The 23719-nt window shown below is 70.2% G+C and carries 19 protein-coding genes; 11 read left to right on the forward strand and 8 right to left on the reverse strand.

Annotated features, from left to right (window positions below; all coding sequences use genetic code 11):
• Positions 1-111 precede the first annotated feature (111 nt).
• The 3 genes from QZM15_RS03230 (at position 112) to QZM15_RS03240 (ending at position 2283) form a co-directional block, all read left to right on the forward strand.
• Entirely contained in the window at positions 112-366 is a 255-nt protein-coding gene (locus QZM15_RS03230; protein ID WP_302105790.1) for a hypothetical protein, read from the forward strand.
• On the forward strand, positions 363-1796 hold the full coding sequence (locus QZM15_RS03235) for a PLP-dependent aminotransferase family protein (protein WP_302105791.1): 1434 nt from the start codon (positions 363-365) through the stop codon (positions 1794-1796). Before QZM15_RS03230 ends, QZM15_RS03235 begins: the two co-directional genes overlap by 4 nt.
• A gap of 97 nt (positions 1797-1893) precedes the next feature.
• Positions 1894-2283, forward strand: a complete 390-nt coding sequence (locus QZM15_RS03240) for a hypothetical protein (protein ID WP_059585056.1) — start codon at positions 1894-1896, stop codon at positions 2281-2283.
• 67 nt (positions 2284-2350) lie between these two features.
• Here the strand turns inward: QZM15_RS03240 and QZM15_RS03245 are convergent, their stop codons facing one another.
• The 4 genes from QZM15_RS03245 to QZM15_RS03260 all read right to left on the reverse strand — a co-directional run bounded on the left by QZM15_RS03245 (position 2351) and on the right by QZM15_RS03260 (position 8077).
• Positions 2351-3631, reverse strand: coding sequence for a virulence factor family protein (locus tag QZM15_RS03245; protein ID WP_302105792.1), 1281 nt, complete (start codon positions 3629-3631; stop codon positions 2351-2353).
• Positions 3628-6222 (reverse strand): bifunctional lysylphosphatidylglycerol flippase/synthetase MprF, encoded by a 2595-nt coding sequence (gene mprF, locus QZM15_RS03250; RefSeq protein WP_302105793.1) that lies wholly within the window; start codon positions 6220-6222, stop codon positions 3628-3630. Before mprF ends, QZM15_RS03245 begins: the two co-directional genes overlap by 4 nt.
• A 426-nt stretch (positions 6223-6648) precedes the next feature.
• Complete coding sequence (locus QZM15_RS03255) at positions 6649-7083, reverse strand: hypothetical protein (RefSeq protein WP_302105794.1); 435 nt, start codon at positions 7081-7083, stop codon at positions 6649-6651.
• 79 nt (positions 7084-7162) lie between these two features.
• Positions 7163-8077: a LysR family transcriptional regulator gene (locus QZM15_RS03260; protein WP_302105795.1), complete on the reverse strand. Its 915-nt coding sequence runs from the start codon at positions 8075-8077 to the stop codon at positions 7163-7165.
• 109 nt (positions 8078-8186) lie between these two features.
• Between QZM15_RS03260 and QZM15_RS03265 the strand changes: the two genes are divergently transcribed.
• Together QZM15_RS03265 and QZM15_RS03270 are read left to right on the forward strand one after the other, a co-directional pair.
• Positions 8187-8624, forward strand: a complete 438-nt coding sequence (locus QZM15_RS03265; RefSeq protein ID WP_059585052.1) for a heme-binding protein — start codon at positions 8187-8189, stop codon at positions 8622-8624.
• 4 nt (positions 8625-8628) lie between these two features.
• Entirely contained in the window at positions 8629-9405 is a 777-nt protein-coding gene (locus tag QZM15_RS03270) for an SDR family oxidoreductase (RefSeq protein ID WP_059585051.1), read from the forward strand.
• 44 nt (positions 9406-9449) lie between these two features.
• Here QZM15_RS03270 and QZM15_RS03275 read toward each other — a convergent pair whose 3' ends face one another.
• From QZM15_RS03275 to QZM15_RS03290, 4 genes are read right to left on the reverse strand one after another with little or no spacing between them, the layout of a single operon-like run.
• Positions 9450-13637: a bifunctional nitrate reductase/sulfite reductase flavoprotein subunit alpha gene (locus QZM15_RS03275; RefSeq protein ID WP_302105796.1), complete on the reverse strand. Its 4188-nt coding sequence runs from the start codon at positions 13635-13637 to the stop codon at positions 9450-9452.
• Between the two features lie 16 nt (positions 13638-13653).
• Positions 13654-13998 carry a nitrite reductase small subunit NirD gene (gene nirD, locus QZM15_RS03280; RefSeq protein WP_059585049.1) on the reverse strand — a complete coding sequence of 115 codons (345 nt, stop codon included), beginning with the start codon at positions 13996-13998 and terminating at the stop codon, positions 13654-13656.
• Between the two features lie 37 nt (positions 13999-14035).
• Positions 14036-16609, reverse strand: a complete 2574-nt coding sequence (nirB, locus tag QZM15_RS03285) for a nitrite reductase large subunit NirB (protein WP_302105797.1) — start codon at positions 16607-16609, stop codon at positions 14036-14038.
• A gap of 21 nt (positions 16610-16630) precedes the next feature.
• Positions 16631-17959 carry an MFS transporter gene (locus tag QZM15_RS03290; protein ID WP_302105798.1) on the reverse strand — a complete coding sequence of 443 codons (1329 nt, stop codon included), beginning with the start codon at positions 17957-17959 and terminating at the stop codon, positions 16631-16633.
• Positions 17960-18614: 655 nt separating this feature from the next.
• Here QZM15_RS03290 and cobA point away from each other — a divergent pair.
• The 6 genes from cobA (at position 18615) to QZM15_RS03320 (ending at position 23718) form a co-directional block, all read left to right on the forward strand.
• On the forward strand, positions 18615-19376 hold the full coding sequence (cobA, locus tag QZM15_RS03295; protein ID WP_302105799.1) for a uroporphyrinogen-III C-methyltransferase: 762 nt from the start codon (positions 18615-18617) through the stop codon (positions 19374-19376).
• A gap of 120 nt (positions 19377-19496) precedes the next feature.
• Positions 19497-20093: an ANTAR domain-containing response regulator gene (locus QZM15_RS03300; RefSeq protein WP_124657819.1), complete on the forward strand. Its 597-nt coding sequence runs from the start codon at positions 19497-19499 to the stop codon at positions 20091-20093.
• A gap of 5 nt (positions 20094-20098) precedes the next feature.
• On the forward strand, positions 20099-21148 hold the full coding sequence (locus tag QZM15_RS03305) for a CmpA/NrtA family ABC transporter substrate-binding protein (protein ID WP_059585044.1): 1050 nt from the start codon (positions 20099-20101) through the stop codon (positions 21146-21148).
• 133 nt (positions 21149-21281) lie between these two features.
• A complete protein-coding gene (locus tag QZM15_RS03310; protein ID WP_302105800.1) occupies positions 21282-21881 on the forward strand; it encodes a uracil-DNA glycosylase family protein in 600 nt (199 codons plus the stop codon).
• 80 nt (positions 21882-21961) lie between these two features.
• A complete protein-coding gene (locus QZM15_RS03315; RefSeq protein ID WP_226222942.1) occupies positions 21962-22903 on the forward strand; it encodes a helix-turn-helix transcriptional regulator in 942 nt (313 codons plus the stop codon).
• Positions 22904-23019: 116 nt separating this feature from the next.
• Positions 23020-23718 (forward strand): fumarylacetoacetate hydrolase family protein, encoded by a 699-nt coding sequence (locus QZM15_RS03320; RefSeq protein WP_099317518.1) that lies wholly within the window; start codon positions 23020-23022, stop codon positions 23716-23718.
• Position 23719 lies beyond the last annotated feature (1 nt).

Below are 23719 nucleotides of genomic sequence, written 5' to 3' on the forward strand. Positions count from 1 at the left end.
CGGGCCCGCGCCGCGCCGCACCCCGACGCCCGCGGACGTCGCATCGCTCTTCGGTATCCAGAACTTCGCGGGCAATTTCGCGCGATCTCCATCACGGCCTGCATCTGCGTGATGAAGATCGCGAAAAGCACGTTCGTGGTGGCCGACGCGCTGCCGTATCGGCTCATCGTCGGCACGGTTGAACCGCCGCCGCGCGGCGGCGGCAAGCGACATGTCGAGCCGAAAGCGGCCCGACGCAGCAGGACGGCACGGCCGCCGCCCTGCGCTTTCCTTTTCGGGCCGCGCATCGGACAATGGGCCGCGCCCGCCGGCGCGGCGCCGCTGCGGCCCGCGTGCGGCGGCGACGCGCTCCGCCCACGCCGATGAAACGCTACGAAACCCTCGCCCACACGATCGCCGACGACATTCGCAACGGCAACCTTGCCGTCGGCACGCGCCTGCCGTCGCTGCGGCAGATCATCGCGCAGCATGGCGTGAGCCAGTCGACGGTGTTTCGCGCGTATTACCTGCTCGAACAGTGGGGGTTGATCCGCGCGCGCGAACGCTCCGGCTACTACGTCGCGCCGGGCGCGCAACCGGCCGCGAGCCCGGCGGCGAAGCGCCGTACGCGCCGCGTCGGCGCCACGCGCAAGGTCGACATCAGCAACCTCGTGTTCTCCGTGCTCGATGCGGCCACGCAGCCGGGCATCGTGCCGCTCGGGTCCGCGTTCCCGGCGCCGCAACTGTTTCCGCTGCCGCGTCTGGCGAAGTCGCTCGCGCAAGCTGCGCGGCTCGTGAGCCCGTGGAGCACCGTCGTCGACCTGCCGCCCGGCAGCGAAGCGCTGCGCCAACAGATCGCGCGGCGCTATCTCGCCACCGGCATCTCGCAGCCGATCGACGAAATCGTCGTCACGAACGGCGCACTCGAAGCACTGAACCTGTGCCTGATGGCCGTCACGCGGCCCGGCGACGTCGTCGCCGTCGAAGCGCCCGGCTTCTATGCGGCGCTGCAGGCGATCGAGCGGCTCGACCTGCGTGCGGTCGAGATTCCCGTCGATCCGCGCACGGGCCTCGATCTCGATGCGCTCGCGAACGCGCTCGACCGGCACGACATCCGCGCGTGCTGGTTCATGACCAATTTCCAGAATCCGACCGGCGTCACGCTGTCCGCCGAAAAAAAGCGCGCGCTCGTCGACCTGCTCGCGGCGCGCGTGGTGCCGCTGATCGAGGACGACGTGTACGGCGAGCTGCATTTCGGCCCGCACTACCCGCTGCCCGCGCGCGCGTTCGACCGTCATGGCCTCGTGATGCACTGCAGCTCGTTCTCGAAGACGCTCGCGCCCGGCTACCGGATCGGCTGGGCCGCCGCCGGCCGGTTCGCGGAGAAGGTGCAGCGGCTCAAGCTGATGACGACGCTGTCGGCCAGCATTCCGGCGCAGGCCGGCATCGCGAACTATCTCGAGCACGGCGGCTACGACCGGCACCTGCGCAAGCTGCGCGGCGCGCTGCACGCGCAGCTCGACCGGATGGACGACGCGCTGCGGCGCTGGCTGCCGGCCGGCGTCGAATGGGTACGGCCCGACGGCGGGTATTTTCTGTGGCTCGCGTTTCCCGACGCGATCGACGCGATGGAACTGCATCGCCAGGCGATCGCCCGCGGCATCAGCTTCGCGCCGGGGCCGCTCTTTTCGGCCGCGCACGGCTTCGAGCGCTGCGTGCGCGTGAACTTCGGCCATCCGTGGAGCGGCGACATCGAGCGCGCGATCCGCGTGCTCGGCGAACTGGTCGCGCAGCCGCCGGTCCGCAAGGCAGGCTGATCGCACACGATGCGCGCGGCGCGGGGCGCGTCACGGCCATGCAGCCAGGCCGCACGCGGGTTACATTGCAGGTCCTGCCGCCCTTTCCCGATTGCCCATGAGCCCACTGCCTTACGTCGATCACGACGCGCTGCTGAAACTGACGGCCGAAGCCGCGCATGTCACGCAGCCGTGCGCATGCACGAGGACCTCGCTCGCCGGCTGGACGACCCTGCCGCTGTCGCTGCCGGACACGCAACTGACCGAAGTGGCCACGCTCGTCGCGCCGGGCGAGGCCGAGCCGACCTATGCGGAATATCATCCGGCCGGCACGCGCTACGCATCGGACGACGCACCGATCGCGCCGCGCCATTTCCCGTACAACCGCTGCACCGTCAGCCGCTGCCGCACGTGCGGCCGCCTGTTCCTGCGCTACCAGGAAGGCGGCGGCTACTTCATCGACCAGCGCATCCGCGCACTCGATCCGGCGCTCGTCGTCGACGCTTGACCTCGGAACGCGATGAACCGCAAGCAAACCGGCGGGCGCCCGACGTCACGCGGGCGCCCGCCGGCGTTCAGCGCGCCGCCGTCGCCTTGCCGAACCCGCCGAGGATCTTCTTTTCGAGCGCGATGTAATCGCGGCCGAAGTGGTGATCGCCCTGCGTCTTGATCACGTCGGCGCCCGTGTTCGCGAGCGCCGGGCACATCGTGTCCGTCTCTTCCGCGCCATAGAAGCACTGCACGAGCGCCGGCGGCACCTTCGCGATCTCCGGCGCGACCTTCAGCGCGTTGTCGCTGGCGGGCATGCCGAGCCAGCCCGTCACGCGGATCTGGAAATCGGCGGACGGCGCGAAGCCGAGCAGCGACATCACCACGACCTTGTCGCGCAGGTCGGCCGGCAGCCGGTTGTACGCGAACGGCATCACGTCGGCGCCGAACGAGTAGCCGACCAGCGCCACGCGGCTCGCATGCCAGCGCGCCATGTAGGTGCGCATCACGCGAGCCAGATCGCGGCTCACCTGCGCGGGCGGCTTCTCGCTCCAGAAATAGCGCAGGCTGTCGATGCCGACCACCGACACGCCGTCGCGCCGCAACGCCTCGGCGATCGTCTTGTCGAGATCGCGCCAGCCGCCGTCGCCCGAGATCACGATCGCGAGCCGGTCGCTGCCGCCCTTGGCCGGCAGCTCGACGAGCGGCAGGTCCGATACGTCGAGCTCGTCGCTGCTGGTGGTGTCGCGCAGGTGCGACGTGACGAGCGACACGAGCTTCACGGTGTCGCCCGCCGCCGCCGTTTCGACGAAGCCCGGCATCGCGCGGCGCACGATCGTCGGATCGGGCGGACACGGCTTGAAGCGCGGATCGAGCTTCGCGGCCGGACCGACCGCGACGACACCGGCGATCGTGTTCTCCGGCGCCATCGACAGGATCTGCTTCGCGATCGCGCCGCCCTGGCCCACGCCCGCGACGATCGGCGTGAAATAGCGCGACGACTGCGCGAGACGTTCGAGCTGATGGCTGACCGCCTCGGCGTCGCCGTCGAGGTGGTGGCAGGCCTCCTGCTTCGCGGCGAGATTCGCCGCGTAACGCGCGGAATCGACGCCGACCGTCATCGCACCGGCTTTCGCGAGCGCGTCGGCCGCCTGCTGATCGGCGGCATGCCAGCCGGCCTCACGCGAGAACAGCACGACGAAACCACGCAGCGGCCCGCTTGGCTTCGTCACGATCACGGGCCCATAGCGGCCGCCGGACACGGTTTCGGCTTTCACTGCGGCCGGCTGCGCCGCGCAGGCGGCGCCGGCCAGCATCATTCCCGCGCAGGCGGCTGCCGCCCGCGCGATTCCCTTCGTCAACATCATGAACGCCGACCTCCAGCCAGCAATGACAGATCCGCGAGCGTGACGAACACGCCGACCGAGCCCGAGGCCGCGAGATAACGCGGCTCCCAGTGCGGTTCGAACTTGCTCTTGAAAGCGCGCAAGCCGCGGAAGTTGTAGAAGCGGCCGCCGAAGCGCCAGACCATCAGGCCGAGCCGGTGGAACGGCGACGGCATCTTCGCCGCGCCCATCCCCGAGAACGGCGCGATACCCAGGCTCAGCTTGCGGAACCCCGCTTCCTTCAGATGCAGCGCGAGCTGCGTAAACAGATACTCCATCGCGTACGGCGAAGCGTCCGGCAGATGGCGCATCACGCCGACCGTCGCCTCGGTGTTGAGGTCGGTCGTCATGAACGTGACGAACGCGATCGGCTTGTCGGCCTGCCGCACCAGCATCACCGATTGCGTCGCGAGATAGCCATCGTGGAACGCGGCCACCGAGAAGCTCTTCTCGCGCGCATCGCGGCTGTCGAGCCAGCCGTCGGAGATGTCGCGCAGCGCGGGCAGCGCGGCCGGCACGTCGTCCGGCGCGATCACCTCGACCGTCAGCGCATCCTTGTCGCCGCGGCGCAGCGCGTAGCGCAGGTGCGAGCGGTTCGATCCCTTCAGGTCGAACCGGTCGAGCGCGATATGCGCTTCCTCGCCCAGCTTCATCAGCGTGAGCCCCGCGTCGAGATACAGCGGCAGCGCGTTCGCGCGCACCTGGTAGAACGCCGCGCGACCGCTGTGCGCATGCGCGAGCGCGATGAACTTGCTGATCAGCGCCGGCCACTCTTCGCGCGGCCCGACAGGGTCGTGGAGCGCGGCCCACGTGCGGCCGTTCTTCGCGTACATCAGGAACGCGCGCCGCGACTCCGAGAACAGGAACGACTTGTCGCCCATCAGCGCGAGGCCCGCGTCGCTGCATTCCTGCGCGCGGATGATCTGCTCCGCGTCGACCAGATCCTGCGCCGCGGGCTTCACGAAACGCCCGGGCGCCGGGCGCAGCAGTTGCCACAGCGCGAACAAGGCAACGAACACGCCGGCGGCGAGCGTCGCGCGCAGCGCCCGCGGCGCGCGCGCATCGAACGAGAAATGCGACCACAGCTCGCGCGTGTACGGCACGTCGCGGAACGCGAAGAACAGCACCCACACGGCCAGCATCAGCACCAGCGCCACCGACACGAACCAGCTCACGGTGAAGCGCTCGGCGAGCAACGACGAATGACGGTTGAACCGGCGGCGGCTGACGAGCAGCAGCACGAGCAGCGTGCCGAGCACGCCGGCCTCGACGAACGCGAGGCCCTTGGCCAGCGACAGCGCGAGGCTCGCGAGCGTCAATGCGAAGGTCATCCACCACGCACCGTCGAGCCGGCGCAGCAGCCCGCGCGCGACGAACAGCAGCGCGACGCCGAGCACGCTGCAGATCACCTGCGAGCCTTCGAGCACCCACAGCGGCACGATGTGGCGCAGGATCGCGATCCGGTGCCAGAACGCGGGCGTCGCGCTCGAGATCACCAGCATCCCGCCGACCGCGAACGTCACGAGGCTCAGGAACACCGGCGCGAGCTGCGACACGCGCGCGGCCTGCCGCGTGACGAGCCGGCGCCGCAGCGCGCGGCCTTCGAAGCCGGCCAGCAGGCCGGCCGACAGCACGAGCGGCACGCCGAAATAGATCGCGCGATACGCGATCAGCGCGGCGACCATTTCGTGCGCGGGCACTTCGCGGCCGAGCGTGAAGACCATCGCCGCTTCGAACACGCCGATCCCGCCCGGCGTATGGCCGATCATCCCGAGCAGCAACGCGGCGGCATAGACGGTAATGAAGGTCGGGAAGCCGACGGGCGCCGCCGGCAGCAACACCCACAGCGTCAGGCCCGCGGCGACGATGTCGAGCACCGCGTAGACGACTTGCGCGACGAGATCGCGCCGCGCCGGCACGTCGAACGACAACCATTTGAAGCGCGTGACGACCGGGCGCGCGGCGCTGCCGCACAGCCCGACCAGCGCGGCGAGCACGACGAGCAACGCGGCCCCCGTCCACGTGAGCACGCCGGGCGCGACGTGCAGCATCGCGGCGAGCGCCTCCGGCACGCAGACCATGCCGACCGCCGTCATCAGCACCATCGCGAGCGCCAGCGTGCCGCTCGTGAACACCGTCATCCGGCCGATCTGGGCAGGCGTGACGCCCGACACGCCGTACACGCGGGCGCGCACCGCGCCGCCCGTCAGCGCGCCGAAGCCGGTCGCGTTGCCGAGCGCGGAGCCGGCGATCGCGCCGATCCACAGCGCGACGCGCGGCACCCTGGCCGCGACGTAGCGCAGGCCGACCGCATCGCGGGCGACGAGCGCGAGATAGCTGAGCGCCGTCGCGGCGAGCGACGCGCTCCACTCGCCGACGGACATGTGACGCAACTGGCGCATCACCGACCGGTAGTCGACGGATTCCGACAGGTGCTGGAAAACCACGATCAGCAGCAGGCCGATACCGAGCGCGAGCAGCGGCGACAGCACGCGCTCGTTGCGGATCAGCGCCCGGGCACGGGCGATCACCGCCGCGGCAGGGCCGGGCGAACCAGGGTGGCGGGAAGACATAACGTGTTCAGTGGTGGTGCATAGCGTGTCGCGGCGCGGGTGGGCCGGGCGGCGACGAAAATCTCGTTGTTCTGCGTGGGCGGCCGGCCAGGACGAGGGCGGGCGGCGCCGAAACCAGAATTTACGAGTATACGGAACTTATATTACAAAATCTTTCATGTTCGCTTTGTGCGAATTTGTGATGTCTTGCGCATCAAAACCGCATAGAAATACGGCGCTCCACGAACGCAGGTGCGCATCATACCGGGAACCGGGGCGGTTTTTTCATCGGATGAACGCGTTGTGATCCATTTCGGAGAAATCTGCCGCGCCAAGCGCGGACAGTGAGGACGAAAACGCGACGGCGCCGCGCGTTTCGGAATGGGAACGAGTCGATCCGGTGCGCCCGCGCGGCGCACCGTCGGTGCGGAACTACGCTCCCGTACGCTATTTCGCCCGCTCATGCTCGCCCAACCCGATCGCCTTGTAATCGTAGGTCGGGTAGAACTCCGTCCGGTACGCGCCCCAGGCCGTGTCCTCGAGCACGCGATTGACCTCGCGCAGCCGCGACGCCGGCAGCCGCAGCACGACGATCTGCCCGATGCCCATCGTGACCGTCCAGCTCACCACCTCGACGCCCGGCGGCGGGAATGCCTTGTAGAACCCCTGCTTCGCGAGTTGCGCATTCAACTCGGCAAGCGGGCGGGATTGGTCGTGTTTCAGGAACACCGTCAGCAGCACCGCATTGTCGGGCGTCGCGACAGCCGTGCCGGCCGGCACCGTCGACGTCTGGCCAATGGCCGGTGCGCCGGAAATCGCGACGGCCGCCACCGCCGCGGCAATCACGAGCGTTCGAATCGGAAAATGCGGAAATATGGTCATCGCGCGACTCCATGGCTTCGTGGCTGGAGCCGCCATCATGCGCCGCCGGATCCATTGCTGCAGCGAACGGCCGCTGCGCTTACGCCGCGCCCGCGCCGTCACGCTCGCGCAGCACGTCGATGAACGCGCGCAGCTTGGCCGGCACGTGCTTGCGGTTCACGTAATACAGCCACATCGGCGGCAGCGTCCGGCACGCACCGGGCAGCACCTCGACGAGCGTGCCGTCGCGCAGGTCCTGCTCGATCCGCTCGCGCACGAACGCGAACGCGATGCCGACCCCGGCGCGCGCCGCGTCGATCACCGCATCGTCGTCGTTCGTCACGAACACGCCGTCCGGATCGAGATCGACGTCGCGTCGCCCGTCGTGCAGCAGCCATTTGTGCAGGCGTCCGCTTTCCGAAAACCGGAAACGGATGCACGCATGCCGCGCGAGCGCGGCAATCGACTCGGGCGTGCCGTGCCGGGCAAGATAGGCCGGCGACGCGACCAGCGCACACGTCAGCGCAGGCGCGATCCGCACGCCGATCATGCCCGGCTGTAGCCGGTCGGCCAGGCGGATTCCCGCATCGAAGCCGTCCTTCGCGATGTCGACGAGTTCGTTCTCGTAGCGAATTTCGAGCCGGACTTTCGGATAGCGCTCGCGGAACGTCGCGAGCACCGGCGCGATCACGAGCAAGCGCGCGAGCGGCAGCGCGGTCACGCGCAGCAGCCCGTTCGGCTCGCTGCACGCATCCTTCAGTTCGTCGCGTGCCTGCATGACCTGCCGGTACGCGGGTTCGGTCTGCCGCCAGTAGCGCTGGCCGGCTTCCGTGAGACTCACGCCGCGCGTGCTGCGGTTGAACAGCTTCACGTTCAACTCGCCCTCGAGCTGCCCGATCGCAAGGCTGACGGCGGCCGGCGTCAGGCCCAGTGCGGCGGCGGCGCGCGTGAAGTTGCCGGCCGTCGCGACGGTCATGAACACGTGCAGCCCGCCCATCGGATCGCGTCTGCTCATCGCCTGCCCCATCATTAAAAAAACTTGAAACTGCTTCCAGCGGAATGCGGATTCTCCCATATACCGCAACTGCCTACACTGGCCCTGTCGTCTTATCGGAGCCCCTCGCATGAACCCGCTCACCGCCGCACTGCCGCTCGCCGTCGCCCGCCGCACGATCGACGCGGCGCTCGCGCATGCCGCATCGCTACAGATGGCCGGCGTCGCGATCGCCATCGTCGATGCCGGCGCGAACCTGCTCGCGTTCGTGCGCACCGACGGCTGTTTTCTCGGCGCGATCGATCTCGCGCAGCGCAAGGCGCTGACGGCGGTGCGCTTTCGCGCGTCGACCGGCGCGCTCGGCGCGATGTCGGGCGACGGCCCGCTGCGCGGCATCGAGCACAGTCACGGCGGGCTCGTCACGTTCGGCGGCGGCGAACCGCTCGTCGACGGCGACGGGCGCTGCGTCGGCGCGATCGGCGTGTCGGGCGGCAGCGTCGACGAAGACACCGCGATCGCACAGCACTGCCGCGACCTTTTTCAGGCAACCCTTCACACCACAAGGTAAGCAGATGGCACAGAAACGCATCCTCATCACCGGCGCGGGTACCGGCTTCGGCCGCGAAGTCGCGCTGCGGCTCGCCGCGCGCGGCCACGACGTGACGGCCGGCGTACGCACGGCCGTCGAGCTCGACGCACTGGCGGACGATGCCGCGCAGCGCGGCACCGCGTTGCGCGCGGTGAAGCTGGACGTCACGTCGGCCTACGATCGCGCCCGCGCCGCCGAATTCGACATCGACGTGCTCGTGAACAACGCGGGGGTGGGCGAAGCCGGCGCGCTAGTCGACCTGCCGGTCGAGATCGTTCGCGAGTTGTTCGACGTCAACGTGTTCGGGCCGCTCGAACTCACGCAGCAGATCGCACGCGGGATGCTCGCGCGCAAACACGGCAAGATCGTGTTCGTGTCGTCGATCGCCGGGCTGATCACTGGGCCGTTCACCGGCGCGTATTGCGCGTCGAAGCACGCTGTCGAATCCGTGGCCGAGGCGATGCATGCGGAACTCGCGCCGCACGGAATCCAGGTCGCGGTCGTGAACCCCGGCCCGTACCGCACCGGCTTCAACGACCGGATGATGGAAACGATACGTCGCTGGCACGATCCGGCCGCGCATACCGTGACGCCCGCGCGGCTGACGTTCCCGCTCGAACAGCACGACCCGGAGGAAATGATCGCGAAGATGGTCGACGTGATCGACGGCGACGGCGGCGCGTTCCGCAACCTGCTGCCGGCGGCGTCGGAAGCGTTCGTGCGCGCCGAGCAGGCGCGTGCGTGGGAGCGGCGGCAGTAAGCCGCCGGAGAAGCGGCGGCCCTCCCGCCCGCCGCTCGCGCGATTCAGTACACGTCGCGCATGTAGCGCCGCGCCTTCGAAAGCCGCGCGACGTAATCGTTCGCGGCTTCGTCCGACATGCCGCCATGCTCGGCGACGATCGCCTTCAGCGCCGTATCGACGTCCTTGGCCATGCGCGCGGCGTCGCCGCACACGTAGAAGTGCGCGCCCTCCTCCAGCCATGCGAACAGCTCGGCGCCCTGCTCGCGCATCCGGTCCTGCACGTAGACCTTGTCGGCCTGGTCGCGCGAAAACGCGAGATCGAGCCGCGTCAGGAAGCCGCTTTCGTGCATCTCGCTCAGCTCGTCGCCGTAGTAGAAATCGGTCCGCGCATGCTGCTCGCCGAAGAACAGCCAGTTGCGCCCGCGCGCGCCGCGCGCCCGCCGCTCGTGCAGGAAGCCGCGGAACGGCGCGACGCCGGTGCCCGGGCCGACCATCACGATCGGCACGTCGCCGTTCACCGGCGGCCGGAAATGCGCGGACTTCTGCACGAACACGGGCACGCGGCCGTCGTCCGCGCGATCGGCGAGGAACGTCGACGCGACGCCTTTGCGCGCACGCCGGCCGTTGTGATAGCGCACGGCCGACACGGTCAGGTGAATCTCGCCCGCGTGCGCGCTCGGGCTCGACGCGATCGAATAGAGGCGCGGCTGCATGCGCTTGAGCATGCCGACCAGCTCCGCGCCCGACAGTTCGACCGGGTATTCGTGCAGCACGTCCGCAAGCTGTTGCCCCCACAACCATTGCTTCAGGTCGCTCTTGCGATCGTCACCGAGCAGCGACTTCAGCGCGCCGTTCGCGCTGCGCGACGCGATGAAGGCCAGCGTGTCCGGATGCGGGCGCGTGATGTCGAAGTGGCGCGCGAGCGCATCGCCGAGCCGGATGTCGCCGACGCCCGGCACCGACACCGGCGCATCGGCCTTCAGCGCGGTGACGGACAGCAGTTCGTCGACCAGTTCGGGGCAGTTGGTCGGCCATACGCCGAGCGCGTCGCCGGTTTCGTATTCGAGATTCGCGCCCTGGGTCGACAGCGATACGTAGCGCGTGTCCTTCGCGGCGCCCGGGCGGTTCAGCCGCAGGTTCGCGACGAGCTTCGACGGCGCCGGATGCGCCTTCGTCGGCACCAGCCCCGACGGACTCATCCCGCCGGACGGCACCGCGTGCAGCGCGGCATCGGCCTCCTTGATGCGCGCGACGACGCGTTCGAGCCACTGATCGGCATCGTGCTGGAATTCGACGTCGCAATCGACCCGCGCGCACAGGCGCGCCGCGCCGAGTTCCGCGAGGCGCGCGTCGAGCCGGCGGCCGTGGCCGCAGAACTGGTCGTAGTTGCGGTCGCCGAACGCGAGCACCGCGAAATGCACGCCGTCGAGGCGAGCGGCGCCGCCGGCCTGCAACGCGTCCCAGAATTCGCTGCCGTTGTCGGGCGCATCGCCGTCGCCGAACGTGCTCGTCATCAGCAGCACGTATTGCGCACCGGCGAGCGACGCGACCGGATAGTCGGACATGCACGCCGTGCGGATCTCGAAGCCGGCGTTCATCAGCTTCGTCGCGTAATCCTCGGTCAGCGATTCGATGTTGCCGGTCTGCGACGCCCACAACAACGTGACCTTCGGGCGCGGGCGCACGATGCGCACGCCGCCGGCCGCGGCGGCGTCGGCCGGCAGCGCGGGCGCCGCCGCGCTCTGCGCGCCGGCAGGCAGCGCGCGGCTGAACAGGCCGGCGAGCATCCCGTCGAGCCAGAACCGCACGGGCGGCGTCAACGGCGCGCCGGCCGGCAGCACGGGCACGCCGCCGTCGCGACGGCCGACGCTCGCCTTCAGCCCGCCGACGAGGCCGGCCACGTACAGCCGCTCGGCGTCGGTCAGCGGCGGCGGCGCGAGATCGGCGACGCCGAGCGCGGCCGCGAAAGTGTCGATGTCTGCCATGTCGAATTCCTGTGAAGCCGTGATCGGCGAGATCGCAGGCGCGGGCGGTGCATCGTCCGCGCCTGCGTCGACGCGCGCCGTGTCGTCGTCGGCCGACGCGAACGCGTCCGTGTCGACGCGCGTGAGCGCGACCGCGCAGTATTTCAGTTCGGGTTGCTGCGATTCCGGGTCGATCGCGTCGTTCGTCACCGCGTTGATGCACAGGTCGTCGCCGTACACGTCGTTCCAGTGCATCGGCGCGAAGCAGTTGCCGCGCCGCACGCGCTCGGTCACGACGGCCGGCAACACCGCGCGGCCGCGCGCCGAACGGATCTCGACGCTGTCCTTCGCGGCGATGCCGAGCGCGCGCGCATCGTCCGGGTGCAGTTCGACGAATGGACGCGGGTTGAGCTTGTTCAGCATCGCGACCTTGCCCGTCTTCGTCATCGTGTGCCACTGATGCTGCAATCGCCCGGTGTTCAGCACGATCGGGAACGTGCCGTCGGGCAGTTCGGCCGGATCGACGTGCGGTCGCGCGAAAAAGCGCGCCTTGCCCGACGGCGTCGGGAACGCGAGGCGCGGCGCGGCGCGGCCGTCGGCCGCCGCGCGCGGCGTCTGGCTCACACCGTCGTTCAGGTAACGGATCGGGTGCCGCTCGCGCGCGGTGCCCGGCGCGACCGGCCATTGCACGGGCCCGTCGCGCAGCGCCGCATGGCTCGCGCCGCGCAGGTCGTAGCCGGTCGCCGGATTCGAGAAACGGACGATCTCGTCGAACACGTCGGCCGCCGACGCATAGTCGAACGCGTCGCCAAAGCCCATCGCGCGCGCGACTTCCGCGACGATGCGCCAGTCCGGCAGCGCATCGCCGGGCGGCGCGACCGCCGCGCGCATCAGCGTCATGTTGCGCTCGGAGTTGATCATCACGCCGTCACCCTCGGCCCACAGCGCGCCGGGCAGCAGGATGTCCGCATAGCGGTTGGTCTCGGTATCGAGGAACGCGTCCTGCGCGATCACGAGCTCCGCCGCCTGCAGCCCGGCGATCACGTTGCGCCGGTTCGGCACGGTCGCGACCGGGTTCGTGCAGACGATCCAGCATGCCTTGATGTCGCCGGCCGCCATCCGCTCGAACAGGTCGACCGTACCGTTGCCGGTGTCCTTGCGCAGCGTGCCGGCCGGCACGCGCCACAGGTTCTCGACGAAGCGGCGGTCGTCGTCGGACGCCACCGAGCGCTGGCCCGGCAGCCCCGCGCCCATGTAGCCCATCTCGCGCCCGCCCATCGCGTTCGGCTGGCCGGTCAGCGAGAACGGCCCGCTGCCCGGGCGGCAGATCTTGCCGGTCGCGAGGTGCAGGTTGCAGATCGCGTTGGTGTTCCACACGCCGTGCGTGCTCTGGTTGAGCCCCATCGTCCAGCAGCTCATCCATTCCTGCGCGTCGCCGATCCATTGCGCGGCCGTGCGGATGTCGGCCTCGGCAAGCCCCGTGATCGCAGCGACGCGCTCGGGCGTGTAGTCGGCGAGGAACGCGGGCATCGCGTCCCAGCCTTCGGTGTATGCGTCGATGAACGCGGCGTCGGTGCGCCCGTTCGCATGCAGCAGGTGCAGGAGCCCGTTGATCAGCGCGAGATCGGTGCCGGGCCGGATCTGCAGGAACAGGTCGGCCTTGTCGGCCGTGCCGGTGCGGCGCGGATCGACGACGACGAGCTTCGCGCCGGCCTTCACGCGATCCATCATCCGCAGGAACAGGATCGGGTGACAGTCGGCCATGTTCGCGCCGATCACGAAGAACAGGTTCGCGCGATCGAAATCGTCGTACGACCCGGGCGGGCCGTCCGCGCCGAGCGACTGCTTGTAGCCGGTGCTCGCGCTCGCCATGCACAGGCGCGAGTTCGACTCGATGTTGTTGGTGCCGACGAAGCCCTTCGCGAGCTTGTTGACGAGATACTGCGCCTCGATCGACATCTGCCCCGACACGTAGAACGACAGCGCATCGGGCCCATGCGCGTCGAGCACCGCGCGCAGGCGGCGCGCGGTCTCGGCGATCGCGTCGCGCGCCGGCAGCGGCACGAGGTCGTCCTCGCGCGCGCGGCGCACGAACGCACGGTCGAGCCGGCCCGAACGGCGCAGCGCGACGTGCGCCGACGAACCCTTCGTGCACAGCCGCCCGAAGTTGGTCGGATGGTCGGCGTCGCCGGATACCTTGACGACTTCGCCGTCCTCGACGTGCAGCACCATCCCGCAGCCGACGCCGCAGTACGGGCACACGCTCTTGACGGGGGTGGCGGTCATGCGTGCTCCGGCGGGCTCAGGCCGCGACCCACACGAAACCGTCCTCGACCCGCGACGGATACGCGCTCACCGACTGCTCGGGCGCTTCCAGGCATTCGCCGGTACGCAGGTCGAAGTGCTGCTTGTACAGCGGCGACGCGACCACGACGCGTTCGCCGAGGCTGCCGATCAGCCCGCGCGACATCACGGCGGCCTGCGACACGGGATCGACGTTGTCGATCGCGAACACGCCGCCGTCGGGATGCGCGACGTGAAACACCGCGACCTGCTCGCCGTTGACGAGCGCGCACACGCCGGTGTTCGGCACGATGTCGTCGAGCGGACACACGCGGGTCCAGGACAGCGGAAGACGGTCGTTCATGATGGGCTCCTTGCTCGGTTACGGATGTCGGTCGGGGTCAGACGGTCGCCGGCTCGGCGACGACCGGAATCGCCACGGGCTTGCCGCCCGCGCGCTCGGCGGGCGTCGCGGGCCGGATCTGGCCGCGCGTCTCGACGAATTCGATGGTCGTGTCCGGCGCGTCGCTGTTCACGAAGTGGCGGAAGCGCTTGCGCGTGTCCGGATCGGTGACGGCCCGCTTCCATTCGCACTCGTAGGTGTCGACCACGTGCTGCATGTCGGCCTCGAGCTCGGCCGCGATCGCGAGCTTGTCGTGCACGACGACGTCGATCAGGTAGTCGAGGCCGCCTTCGAGGTTGTCGCGCCACACGCTGGTGCGCTGCAGACGGTCGGCCGTGCGCACGTAGAACATCAGGAAGCGGTCGATGTAGCGGATCAGCGTCGCGCGATCGAGGTCGGACGCGAGCAGTTCCGCGTGGCGCGGCTTCATCCCGCCGTTGCCGCACACGTACAGGTTCCAGCCCTTCTCGGTCGCGATGATGCCGACGTCCTTGCCCTGCGCTTCCGCGCACTCGCGCGTGCAGCCGGACACGCCGAACTTGATCTTGTGCGGCGCGCGCAGCCCCTTGTAGCGATTCTCCAGGTCGATCGCGAGGCCGACCGAATCGTCGACGCCGTAGCGGCACCACGTCGACCCGACGCACGACTTCACGGTGCGCAGCGCCTTGCCGTACGCGTGCCCCGATTCGAAGCCGGCCGCGATCAGTTCCTCCCAGATCGACGGCAACTGCTCGACGCGCGCACCGAACAGGTCGACGCGCTGGCCGCCCGTGATCTTCGTGTACAGGCCGTATTTTTTCGCGACCTGGCCGACCGCGATCAGCCCTTCCGGCGTGACCTCGCCGCCCGGCATGCGCGGCACGACCGAGTACGTGCCGTCGCGCTGGATGTTCGCGAGGTAGTAGTCGTTCGAATCCTGCAGGCCCGCGTGCTCCTTCTTCAGCACGAACTCGTTGAAGCACGACGCCAGGATGCCCGCGACGGCCGGCTTGCACACGTCGCAGCCGAGCCCGCGGCCGTGCCTGGCGAGCAGTGCGTCGAACGTCGTGATGCGCTCGACGCGGATCAGGTGGAACAGCTCCTGCCGCGAATACGGAAAGTGCTCGCACAGATGGTTGTTGACCGCGAGGCCCTGCTTCTTCATCTCGGCCTTCATGATCTGCGTGACGAGCGGCACGCAGCCGCCGCACGACGTGCCGGCGCCCGTGCACGTCTTCAGCGCGCCGAGGCTCGTCGCGCCGTCGGCCACGGCCGCGCAGATCTGCGACTTCGACACGTTGTTGCACGAGCAGATCTGCGCACCTTCCGGCAGCGCGTCGACGCCGAGCGCCGGCTTCGCCGCGCCGTCCGACGACGGCAGGATCAGGAATTCCGGCGACTCGGGCAGCTCGATGCGGTTCAGCATCATCTGCAGCAGCGTGCCGTACTCGGCCGCGTCGCCGACCATCACCGCGCCGTGCAGGAACTTGCCGCAGTCGGACACCACGAGCTTCTTGTAGACCTGGCGGCGCTCGTCCGCGTACTGGTAGGTGCGGCTGCCGGCCGTCGTGCCGTGCGCGTCGCCGATGCTCGCGACGTCGACGCCCATCAGCTTCAGCTTCGTGCTCATGTCGGCGCCGGCGAACGCGGCGTCCGCCGCTTCGGCGGCGTCGCCCGCGAGCTGTTTCGCGACCACGCGCGCCATGTCGTAGCCGGGCGCGACGAGGCCGTACACCGTGCCGTTCCACGCCGCGCATTCGCCGATCGCGTAGATGTCGGCGTCGCTCGTGCGGCACGCGTCGTCGATCGCGACGCCGCCGCGCGGGCCGATCTCGAGCCCGCATGCGCGGGCCAGTTCGTCGCGCGGCCGGATGCCGGCCGAGAACACGATCATGTCGGTGTCGAGATGCGAGCCGTCGGCGAACACCATCCGGTGCGCGCCTTCGTCGCCGTCGACGATCTCGAGCGTGTTCTTGCCGGTATGCACGGTCACGCCGAGCGCCTCGATCTTCGCACGCAGCATCCGGCCGCCGCCGTCGTCGACCTGCACGGCCATCAGCCGCGGCGCGAATTCGACGACGTGCGTGTCGAGCCCCATGTCGCGCAGCGCCTTCGCGCATTCGAGGCCGAGCAGCCCGCCGCCGATCACGACGCCGCGCCGGGCCTGCGCGCCGCACGCCTGCATCGCTTCGAGATCCTCGATCGTCCGGTACACGAAGCAGCCCGCGCGATCGCGGCCCGGCACCGGCGGCACGAACGGACGCGAGCCGGTGGCGAGCACCAGCTTGTCGTACGCGAGCGTTTCGCCCGACGCGAGCGTGACGGTATGCGCGGCGCGGTCGATCGACGCGACTTGCGCGTTCAGGCGCAGGTCGAACCGCGGATGGCGCTCGAAGAAGCCGGGTTCGACGAGCGACAGGTCGTCCGCCGACTTGCCCGCGAAGAATTCGGACAGGTGCACGCGATCGTAGGCCGCGCGCGGCTCCTCGCCGAGCACGGTCACGTGCGGCGCGCCCGCCGTGCCGGCTTGCGCCGCGACGCATTCGAGGAGCTTGTGGCCGACCATGCCGTGGCCGATGACGATGAGTTTCATGATGACGGTTCCTTCGGTCGATCAGTTCGCGGCGTTGGCGGCGGCGGCCAGCGCGCGATCGCGCAGCTCGGCTTCGCGCGCCTTGTGTTCTTCGCTGAAGCGCACGGCCATCGCGCAGAGCGCGGTCGCGGTGACGGCGAGGCCGAGCAGGCTCAGCGTGTGCTGCACGTCGCCGACGCCCTTCAGCAGGAAAGCCGCGGCCACCGCGCCGACGTTGCCGCCCGCGCCGACGATCCCCGCGACGCCGCCGAGCGCCTTGCGGTCGATGAACGGCACCAGCGCGTAGGTCGCGCCGCAGGCCATGTGCGTGAAGAGGCCGAAGGTCAGCATCGCGACGAGTGCGATGCCGACGCTTTGCGCATGCGAGAACCAGATCAGCCCGAGCCCTTCGCCGACGATCAGCGCGCACAGCAGCGCCGCCCGCACGTCGAGGCTGCGGCGCGCCGCGATCTTGTCGGACAGCCAGCCGCCGAGCGCGCGGGCGAACAGCGCGAGCAGCCCGAACATGCCGGCCGCGAGGCCCGCGTCCTTCAGCGACAGGCTGAAGTGATCGACGTAGTACAGCGCGGCGATGTTGTGGATGAACACCTCGACGCCGAAGCACGCGCCGTACGTGACGAACAGCATCCACACGCGATAGTTGCCGCACGCGGCGAAGAAGCTCGCCCAGCCGCCCTTCTTGCCGCTGTCGACCGTCACGCCTTCCTTGCGCAGCTCGACGAAATCGCCTTGCGGGCAGTCCTGCGTGAAGCGCCAGTACGCCCAGGCCATCACGAGCATCGCCACGCCCGGCACGATCAGCGCGACGCGCCACGACGAATCCTCGCCGAAGCCGAGCATCAGGCCGGCGGCGACCAGCAGCGGCATCAGCGCCTGCGTCGCGCCCGCGCCGGCATTGCCCCAGCCGGCCGTCGTCGCGTTCGCGGTGCCGACCACGTTCGGCGCGAACATCACCGACGTGTGGTACTGCGTGATCACGAAGCCCGCGCCGATCGCACCGATGCCGAGCCGGCAGATCAGGAACCACAGGTAATCGTGCGTGAACGACACGGCGAACACGGGAATCGCGCCGAGCAGCAGCAGCCCGGCATACACGCGGCGCGGGCCGAAGCGGTCGCACAGCGGGCCGACCAGCAGCCGCACGGCGATCGTCGCGGCCACCGCGGCGATGTTGATGTTGGCGACTTGCGCCGCCGTGAGATGGAATTCGCGTGCGATCAGCGGCATCAGCGGCGCGCATGCGAACCACGCGAAGAAGCATACGAAGAACGCCATCCACGTCAGGTGGAACGCGCGCATCGGCGCGGTGCGGAGGCTGAAGAGATCGATACGGGTAGCTTTGTCGGTCATGTCATCCGCCAAACGAAAAACGGCGTCCTGCGCACCGGTCTCGTCGAGACCCGATGCGTAGGACGCCGTTGCCCATGAAGCCCGTTGCCGGGCGCGTCGGTATTCGGTGCTGCAAGCGAATCGCCGTTGATCCGCCCGAACCAGCTTACGCAAGCGACGTGCCATGTCGGCGTCAATCGCGCCGCGAGCCCCGCCGCACAAGGCGCACCGGGCATCGGGCGCGTCACCGCGGCGTGCGGCGCGCTCTCCGTCGCGATGCACCGAGGCACAGATGTGGTGCGCTGCAGCACTGTCGCCGTGCGGGACGCGGTGCGCGCTGACGGGGCACGATGCACGCCGATGCGGCATGGCGACTGCTCGCGCGCAGCGAGCGCATGCATGCCCGCGGCCATCGCACGGTGCGCCGCGCCGCGCAAAGGCCGCGTCGTCGCGCCGGCTGGCCCGGATATTGCTGAATCTTCGTCACACCGGCAACGGCGCCGGTGGGCAGTCCCCGCAAACCCGGCCCCCCGTTCACGGCGGGCCCGTCAGGACAACGGCGTCCCCTCCGTGCAAGGCACGGCCGGATGCCGGTGCGTTTCGACCGCCCGCCGCCGCCGAGCAACAACGCGACATCAGACCGCCGCAGCGATGCGATGCGGCACAGGAACACGACATGACGACAGGCAAAGTCACGCTGCTGGGCGCCGGGCCCGGCGATCCCGATCTCCTCACGCTGAAGGCGGTCAAGGCGCTGGCCGCCGCCGACGTGCTGCTGCTCGACGATCTCGTCGCGCCCGGCATCGTCGAACTCGCGCCGCACGCGCGCGTGATCCGCGTGGGCAAGCGCGGCGGCTGCCGCTCCACGCCGCAGGCGTTCATCGAGAAACTGATGCGCCGCTACGCGCTGCGCGGCGCGCACGTGGTGCGCGTGAAAGGCGGCGACGCGCTGCTGTTCGGGCGCGCCGGCGAAGAGCTCGCGACACTGCGCGCGGCCGCGATTCCGGTCGAGATCGTCAACGGCATCTCGTCGGGCTTCGCCGCCGCCGCGAGCCTCGGCATCTCGCTCACGCACCGCGAGCACTGCCAGGGCGTCACGTTCGTTACCGCGCACCGCCAGGACCACGGTGAACCCGACTGGGCACGGCTCGCGGCCACCGGCACCACGCTCGCGATCTACATGGGGATGAGCCGCGTCGACCGGATCGCGGCAGGCCTGCTCGCCGCGCTCCCCGCGTCGACGCCGGCGGCGGCCGTGCAATGGGCCGGCACGCCCGACGAACGCCGCTGGACCGGCACGCTCGGCACCCTCGCGCGCGGCGTCGAAGCCGCGCGGCTCGGCAGCCCGGCCGTGATCCTCGTCGGCGGCGCGATCGGCGAAGCGGCCGCGCAAGGTGCGGACGCGGCAGCCGGCGCGGCCCTTGCGCGGGCCGCCTGACATGCACGGCATCGCGCGGCTTCGGCCGCTCCCCGTTCCGTTCAACACCGGCCGCGCGCGCGGCCGGCATGCATCGTTCGCCCCTTGCGCCGACGCGTCACTGCTCCTGTTGCCCGCCTCATGAGTTCGTCCGCCCCGCCCGCCCGCCTGCGCGTGCTGCTCGTCACCGATACCGACAAGCCGATCGGCGAACTCGGCGACGCGCTCGCGCGCCTCGGCTACGAGATGCTGAACGACGTCGCGACGCCCGCGCGCCTGCCGGCGGCCGTCGAGGAGCAACGTCCCGACGTCGTGATCATCGATACCGATTCGCCGTCGCGCGATACGCTCGAGCAACTCGCGGTCATGCATGCGACCGCCCCGCGCCCCGTGCTGATGTTCAGTCACGACGCCGACCAGGCACTGATCCGCGCGGCGGTCGGCGCGGGCGTCAGCGCGTATCTCGTCGAAGGGTTGTCGGCCGAGCGTCTCGCGCCGATTCTGGAAGTCGCGCTCGCGCGCTTCTCGCACGACGATGCGCTGCGCCGCCGGCTGGCCGACGTCGAGCGCGAACTCGAGGAGCGCAAGCTGATCGACCGCGCGAAACGCGTGCTGATGGACCAGCGCAAGCTGTCCGAACACGATGCGTATGCGGCGCTGCGCAAGCGCGCGATGGATCAGGGCCTGCGCATCGTCGACGTCGCGCGACAACTGCTCGACGCGTCACCCCAGTCATGAGTGCCATGAATACCTCACCTCCCGCCGCGCCGGAACGCGCGCATCTTCGCCTCGGGTTCGTCGCGCTCAGCGACGCGGCCCCGCTGATCGTCGCGCAGCGCCTGAACCTCGGCGCGCGCCATGGCCTCACGCTCGAATTGAGTCGCCAGCCGTCGTGGGCGGCCGTGCGCGACAAGCTGCTCAGCGGCGAGCTCGACGCCGCGCATGCGCTGTACGGGCTCGTCTGCGGGCTGCAGCTCGGCATCGGCGGCCCGCAGGCCGACATGGCCGCGCTGATGGTGCTGAACCGCAACGGCCAGGCGATCACGCTGTCGCGCGGCCTCGCCGACGCTTACCGCGAAACCGCCAGCGTGCGCACCGCGTTCGCGACGCTCGGCCGCAAGCCGCTGCTTGCTCAGACTTTCCCGACCGGCACGCATGCGATGTGGCTGAACGCGTGGCTCGCGTCGCACGGCATCGATCCGCTGCGCGACGTGCGCAGCGTCGTGATTCCCCCGCCCGAGATGGTCGCGGCGCTCGCGGGCGGCGAGCTCGACGGCTTCTGCGCGGGCGAGCCGTGGCACGCGGTGGCCGAAGCATGCGGCGCGGGCCGCACCGTCGCCGTCACGAGCGAGATCTGGCCCGATCATCCGGAGAAGGTGCTCGCGACCCGGCGCGACTTCGTCGCGCTGTATCCGGCCACCGCGCGCGCACTGGTCCGCACGCTCGTCGATGCATGCGCGTGGCTCGACAGCGCCGCGCACCGCCGCGAGGCGGCCGACTGGCTCGCGTCGCCCGACGCGCTCGGCGTGCCGGCCCGGCTGATCGCGCCGCGCCTGCTCGGCGACTACGGCGCGGGGCCGTTCGCCACGCCGCCGCTGCCGATCCGCTTCCACGACGGCGGCACGGTGAACCGGCCCGATCCGCGCGAAGGCGTGTGGTTCCTGTCGCAATACCGGCGCTGGGGCATGCTCGACGGTTCGCACGACGACGCGCGTATCGCCGCGGCGATCGCGCAGACCGCGTTGTATGATGCTGCGGTCGCCGAAGGCGCGGCAGGCCCGTCGCGAGCGTGAGGTCCGAAGCCGGACGCACGAGGCGGGCGGCTCGCCCGCCCGGGCCGCTCCACGCCGGGCCGGCCGTCCGGCCGCTGCCTGCCCGTGCCGCGCGGCCGACACCGCGTTGCTACTCCGTCCCCGCTCCGAATCGATGCCGAAACCCACGCGCACGCCGCTCGACGTGCTGCTCACCGAAATCCGCGCGTGCCGTGCATGCGAGGCCGACCTGCCGCTCGGCCCGCGCCCGGTCGTGCGCGCTCATCGCGACGCACGCATCCTGATCGTCGGGCAGGCGCCGGGCGCGCGCGTCCATGCGAGCGGCATCCCGTGGGACGACGCGAGCGGCACGCGGCTGCGCGACTGGCTCGGCGTCGACACCGACACCTTCTACGACGAGACACGCTTCGCGATCGTGCCGATGGGCTTCTGCTACCCGGGCCGCGGCGCGAGCGGCGACAACCCGCCGCGCCCCGAATGCGCGCGACTGTGGATCGACCGGCTGCTGGCCGAACTGCCGTCGATCCGGCTCACGCTGCTGATCGGCCAGTACGCGCAGCGGCATTTCCTGCGCGACACGCGCAAGGCGACGCTGACCGACACCGTGCAGGCCTGGCGCGACTACGGCCCCGCCCTCCTGCCGCTGCCGCATCCGTCGCCGCGCAACCAGGCGTGGTTCAAGCACCATCCGTGGTTCGACGCCGAGGTCGTGCCCGAACTGCGGCGCCGGGTCGCGCGGCTCGCTGCGGGCTGACCGCGCGAGCGCCCGTGCCCGTCGCGCCCGGTTCGCTGTACCATCGCGGCTCAACCGCGTCACGAACAGCAGAATCCTTCATGCCCTCCACCGCCCCGCCGCGCCTGTACGGGATGCCCGAACGCAGCGACCGGCTCGATTTCTACATCCGCGACCAGGCGTCGCGCCAGGCGATCACCGAGCCGCACCGGCACGCGTATTTCCAGATCCAGTTCAACCTCGGCGGCGACACCGAGCAGCGCATCGGCGGCGTCACGCGGCCGTTTCCGCGCGGCGCGCTCGCGTTCGTGCTGCCGCACCGCGAGCACCTGATTCCGCATCCGGAAGGCGCGCACTTCATCGTGATCAACTTCAGCCAGGCGTTCCTGCGCGCCGATCTCGACGTCGATCCGCTCGATCTCGAGGACGTGCCCGCGCACCGCTTCCCCGAGCTGACGCCGTTCCGCTTCCAGGAGCACCTCGATTTCATCCTGACCGGCGACACGTACGACGAAGCGCGCCGCCTCGCGCTGTGCATGCTCGATGCCGATCGCGTGCGCACGTTCGGCTCGACCACGTTGCTGCGCGGCTACCTGCTGCAGCTGATCGGGCTCGTCTGCACGCAGTACGCGGGCGCGCTCGACAAGCTCGCGCAGCGCGGCGCCCAGCGCGCCGGCCGGCGCGACGCGCTGGCCCGCGTGCTGCGCCACGTGCGCGCGAACCTGACCCGCGAGGACCTCACGCTCGCGGCGACCGCCGAAGCCGCGTTTCTCTCCCCGAACTACCTCGCGCACCTGGTCCGCAAGGAAACCGGCAGCACCTTCACCGATCTCGTGACCGAGCGCCGGATCGCGCTCGCGCAATCGCTGCTGGCCCACACCAGCCGGCGCATCGCGGACATCGCGCGCTCGGTCGGCTTCCGCGACGAAGGGTATTTCGCGCGGCGTTTCCGCGCGCGGGTCGGCGTGTCGCCGAAGGCGTACCGCGACGCGAACGCCGCGCCGCCCGGCGGCGACGACACGCCGTCGGCCGCCGACGCGTAGTTTTGTCCCGGTAAAACGCAGTTGCGTCGCATCCGCACGCACGCGCGTCGGGTATCGTTGCACGCATGCCGGCCGGTGTGCCGGCCCTCCGTCTTCCTACCGAACGAGGCCCTCCAATGTCCGCCTATGTCATCGACGCCGCCGAGCGTCCTTCCGTCGAAGTCGAACAGTCGTCCGCGCGCTTTCCGGTGCGCCGCGTATTCTGCGTCGGCCGCAACTATGCCGACCATGCCCGCGAAATGGGCGCCGACCCCGACCGCGAACCGCCGTTCTTCTTCACGAAGCCGGCCGACGCGATCGTCCCGGCCAGCGGCACGGTCGCCTATCCGCCGCTGACGAACGATCTCCATCACGAAATCGAGCTGGTCGTCGCGATCGGCAAGGACGGCCGATCGATCGACCCGGCCGACGCGCTGTCGCACGTGTGGGGCTACGGCGTCGGCGTCGACCTCACGCGCCGCGACCTGCAGGCCGACGCGAAGAAGCTGAGCCGGCCGTGGGACTGGGCGAAGGGTTTCGACGCGTCGGGCCCCGTGACCGCGCTGCGGGCGGCGGCGGCCACCGGCCACCCGGCGACCGGCCGGATCTGGCTCGCGGTCAACGGCGACACGCGCCAGCAAGGCGACCTCGCCGACATGATCTGGCCCGTGCCCGACGTCATCGCGTACGTGTCGCGCTCGGTCGAGCTGAAGGCCGGCGACCTGATCTTCACCGGCACGCCGGCCGGCGTCGGCGCGCTGCAGCCGGGCGATCGCGTGACGGGCGGCGTCGACGGCGTCGCGACGTTCGAATTCGTGGTCGGCGCGAAGCCGTAAT

It is taken from the genome of Burkholderia sp. AU44665 (assembly GCF_030504405.1).
Taxonomy (GTDB): Bacteria; Pseudomonadota; Gammaproteobacteria; order Burkholderiales; family Burkholderiaceae; genus Burkholderia; species Burkholderia semiarida.

Excerpts from the sequence above, each read along its gene's own strand:
- QZM15_RS03275 (WP_302105796.1), bottom strand. The coding sequence starts at position 13,637 with ATGACCGCCACCCCCGTCAAGAGCGTGTGCCCGTACTGCGGCGTCGGC.
- QZM15_RS03290 (WP_302105798.1), bottom strand. The coding sequence starts at position 17,959 with ATGACCGACAAAGCTACCCGTATCGATCTCTTCAGCCTCCGCACCGCG.
- nirB (WP_302105797.1), bottom strand. The coding sequence starts at position 16,609 with ATGAAACTCATCGTCATCGGCCACGGCATGGTCGGCCACAAGCTCCTC.
- QZM15_RS03260 (WP_302105795.1), bottom strand. The coding sequence starts at position 8,077 with ATGAGCAGACGCGATCCGATGGGCGGGCTGCACGTGTTCATGACCGTC.
- QZM15_RS03270 (WP_059585051.1), top strand. The coding sequence starts at position 8,629 with ATGGCACAGAAACGCATCCTCATCACCGGCGCGGGTACCGGCTTCGGC.
- QZM15_RS03265 (WP_059585052.1), top strand. The coding sequence starts at position 8,187 with ATGAACCCGCTCACCGCCGCACTGCCGCTCGCCGTCGCCCGCCGCACG.
- QZM15_RS03315 (WP_226222942.1), top strand. The coding sequence starts at position 21,962 with ATGCCCTCCACCGCCCCGCCGCGCCTGTACGGGATGCCCGAACGCAGC.
- mprF (WP_302105793.1), bottom strand. The coding sequence starts at position 6,222 with ATGTCTTCCCGCCACCCTGGTTCGCCCGGCCCTGCCGCGGCGGTGATC.
- QZM15_RS03235 (WP_302105791.1), top strand. The coding sequence starts at position 363 with ATGAAACGCTACGAAACCCTCGCCCACACGATCGCCGACGACATTCGC.
- nirD (WP_059585049.1), bottom strand. The coding sequence starts at position 13,998 with ATGAACGACCGTCTTCCGCTGTCCTGGACCCGCGTGTGTCCGCTCGAC.
- QZM15_RS03245 (WP_302105792.1), bottom strand. The coding sequence starts at position 3,631 with ATGATGTTGACGAAGGGAATCGCGCGGGCGGCAGCCGCCTGCGCGGGA.
- QZM15_RS03310 (WP_302105800.1), top strand. The coding sequence starts at position 21,282 with ATGCCGAAACCCACGCGCACGCCGCTCGACGTGCTGCTCACCGAAATC.
- QZM15_RS03240 (WP_059585056.1), top strand. The coding sequence starts at position 1,894 with ATGAGCCCACTGCCTTACGTCGATCACGACGCGCTGCTGAAACTGACG.
- QZM15_RS03255 (WP_302105794.1), bottom strand. The coding sequence starts at position 7,083 with ATGACCATATTTCCGCATTTTCCGATTCGAACGCTCGTGATTGCCGCG.
- QZM15_RS03305 (WP_059585044.1), top strand. The coding sequence starts at position 20,099 with ATGAATACCTCACCTCCCGCCGCGCCGGAACGCGCGCATCTTCGCCTC.
- cobA (WP_302105799.1), top strand. The coding sequence starts at position 18,615 with ATGACGACAGGCAAAGTCACGCTGCTGGGCGCCGGGCCCGGCGATCCC.
- QZM15_RS03300 (WP_124657819.1), top strand. The coding sequence starts at position 19,497 with ATGAGTTCGTCCGCCCCGCCCGCCCGCCTGCGCGTGCTGCTCGTCACC.
- QZM15_RS03320 (WP_099317518.1), top strand. The coding sequence starts at position 23,020 with ATGTCCGCCTATGTCATCGACGCCGCCGAGCGTCCTTCCGTCGAAGTC.
- QZM15_RS03230 (WP_302105790.1), top strand. The coding sequence starts at position 112 with ATGAAGATCGCGAAAAGCACGTTCGTGGTGGCCGACGCGCTGCCGTAT.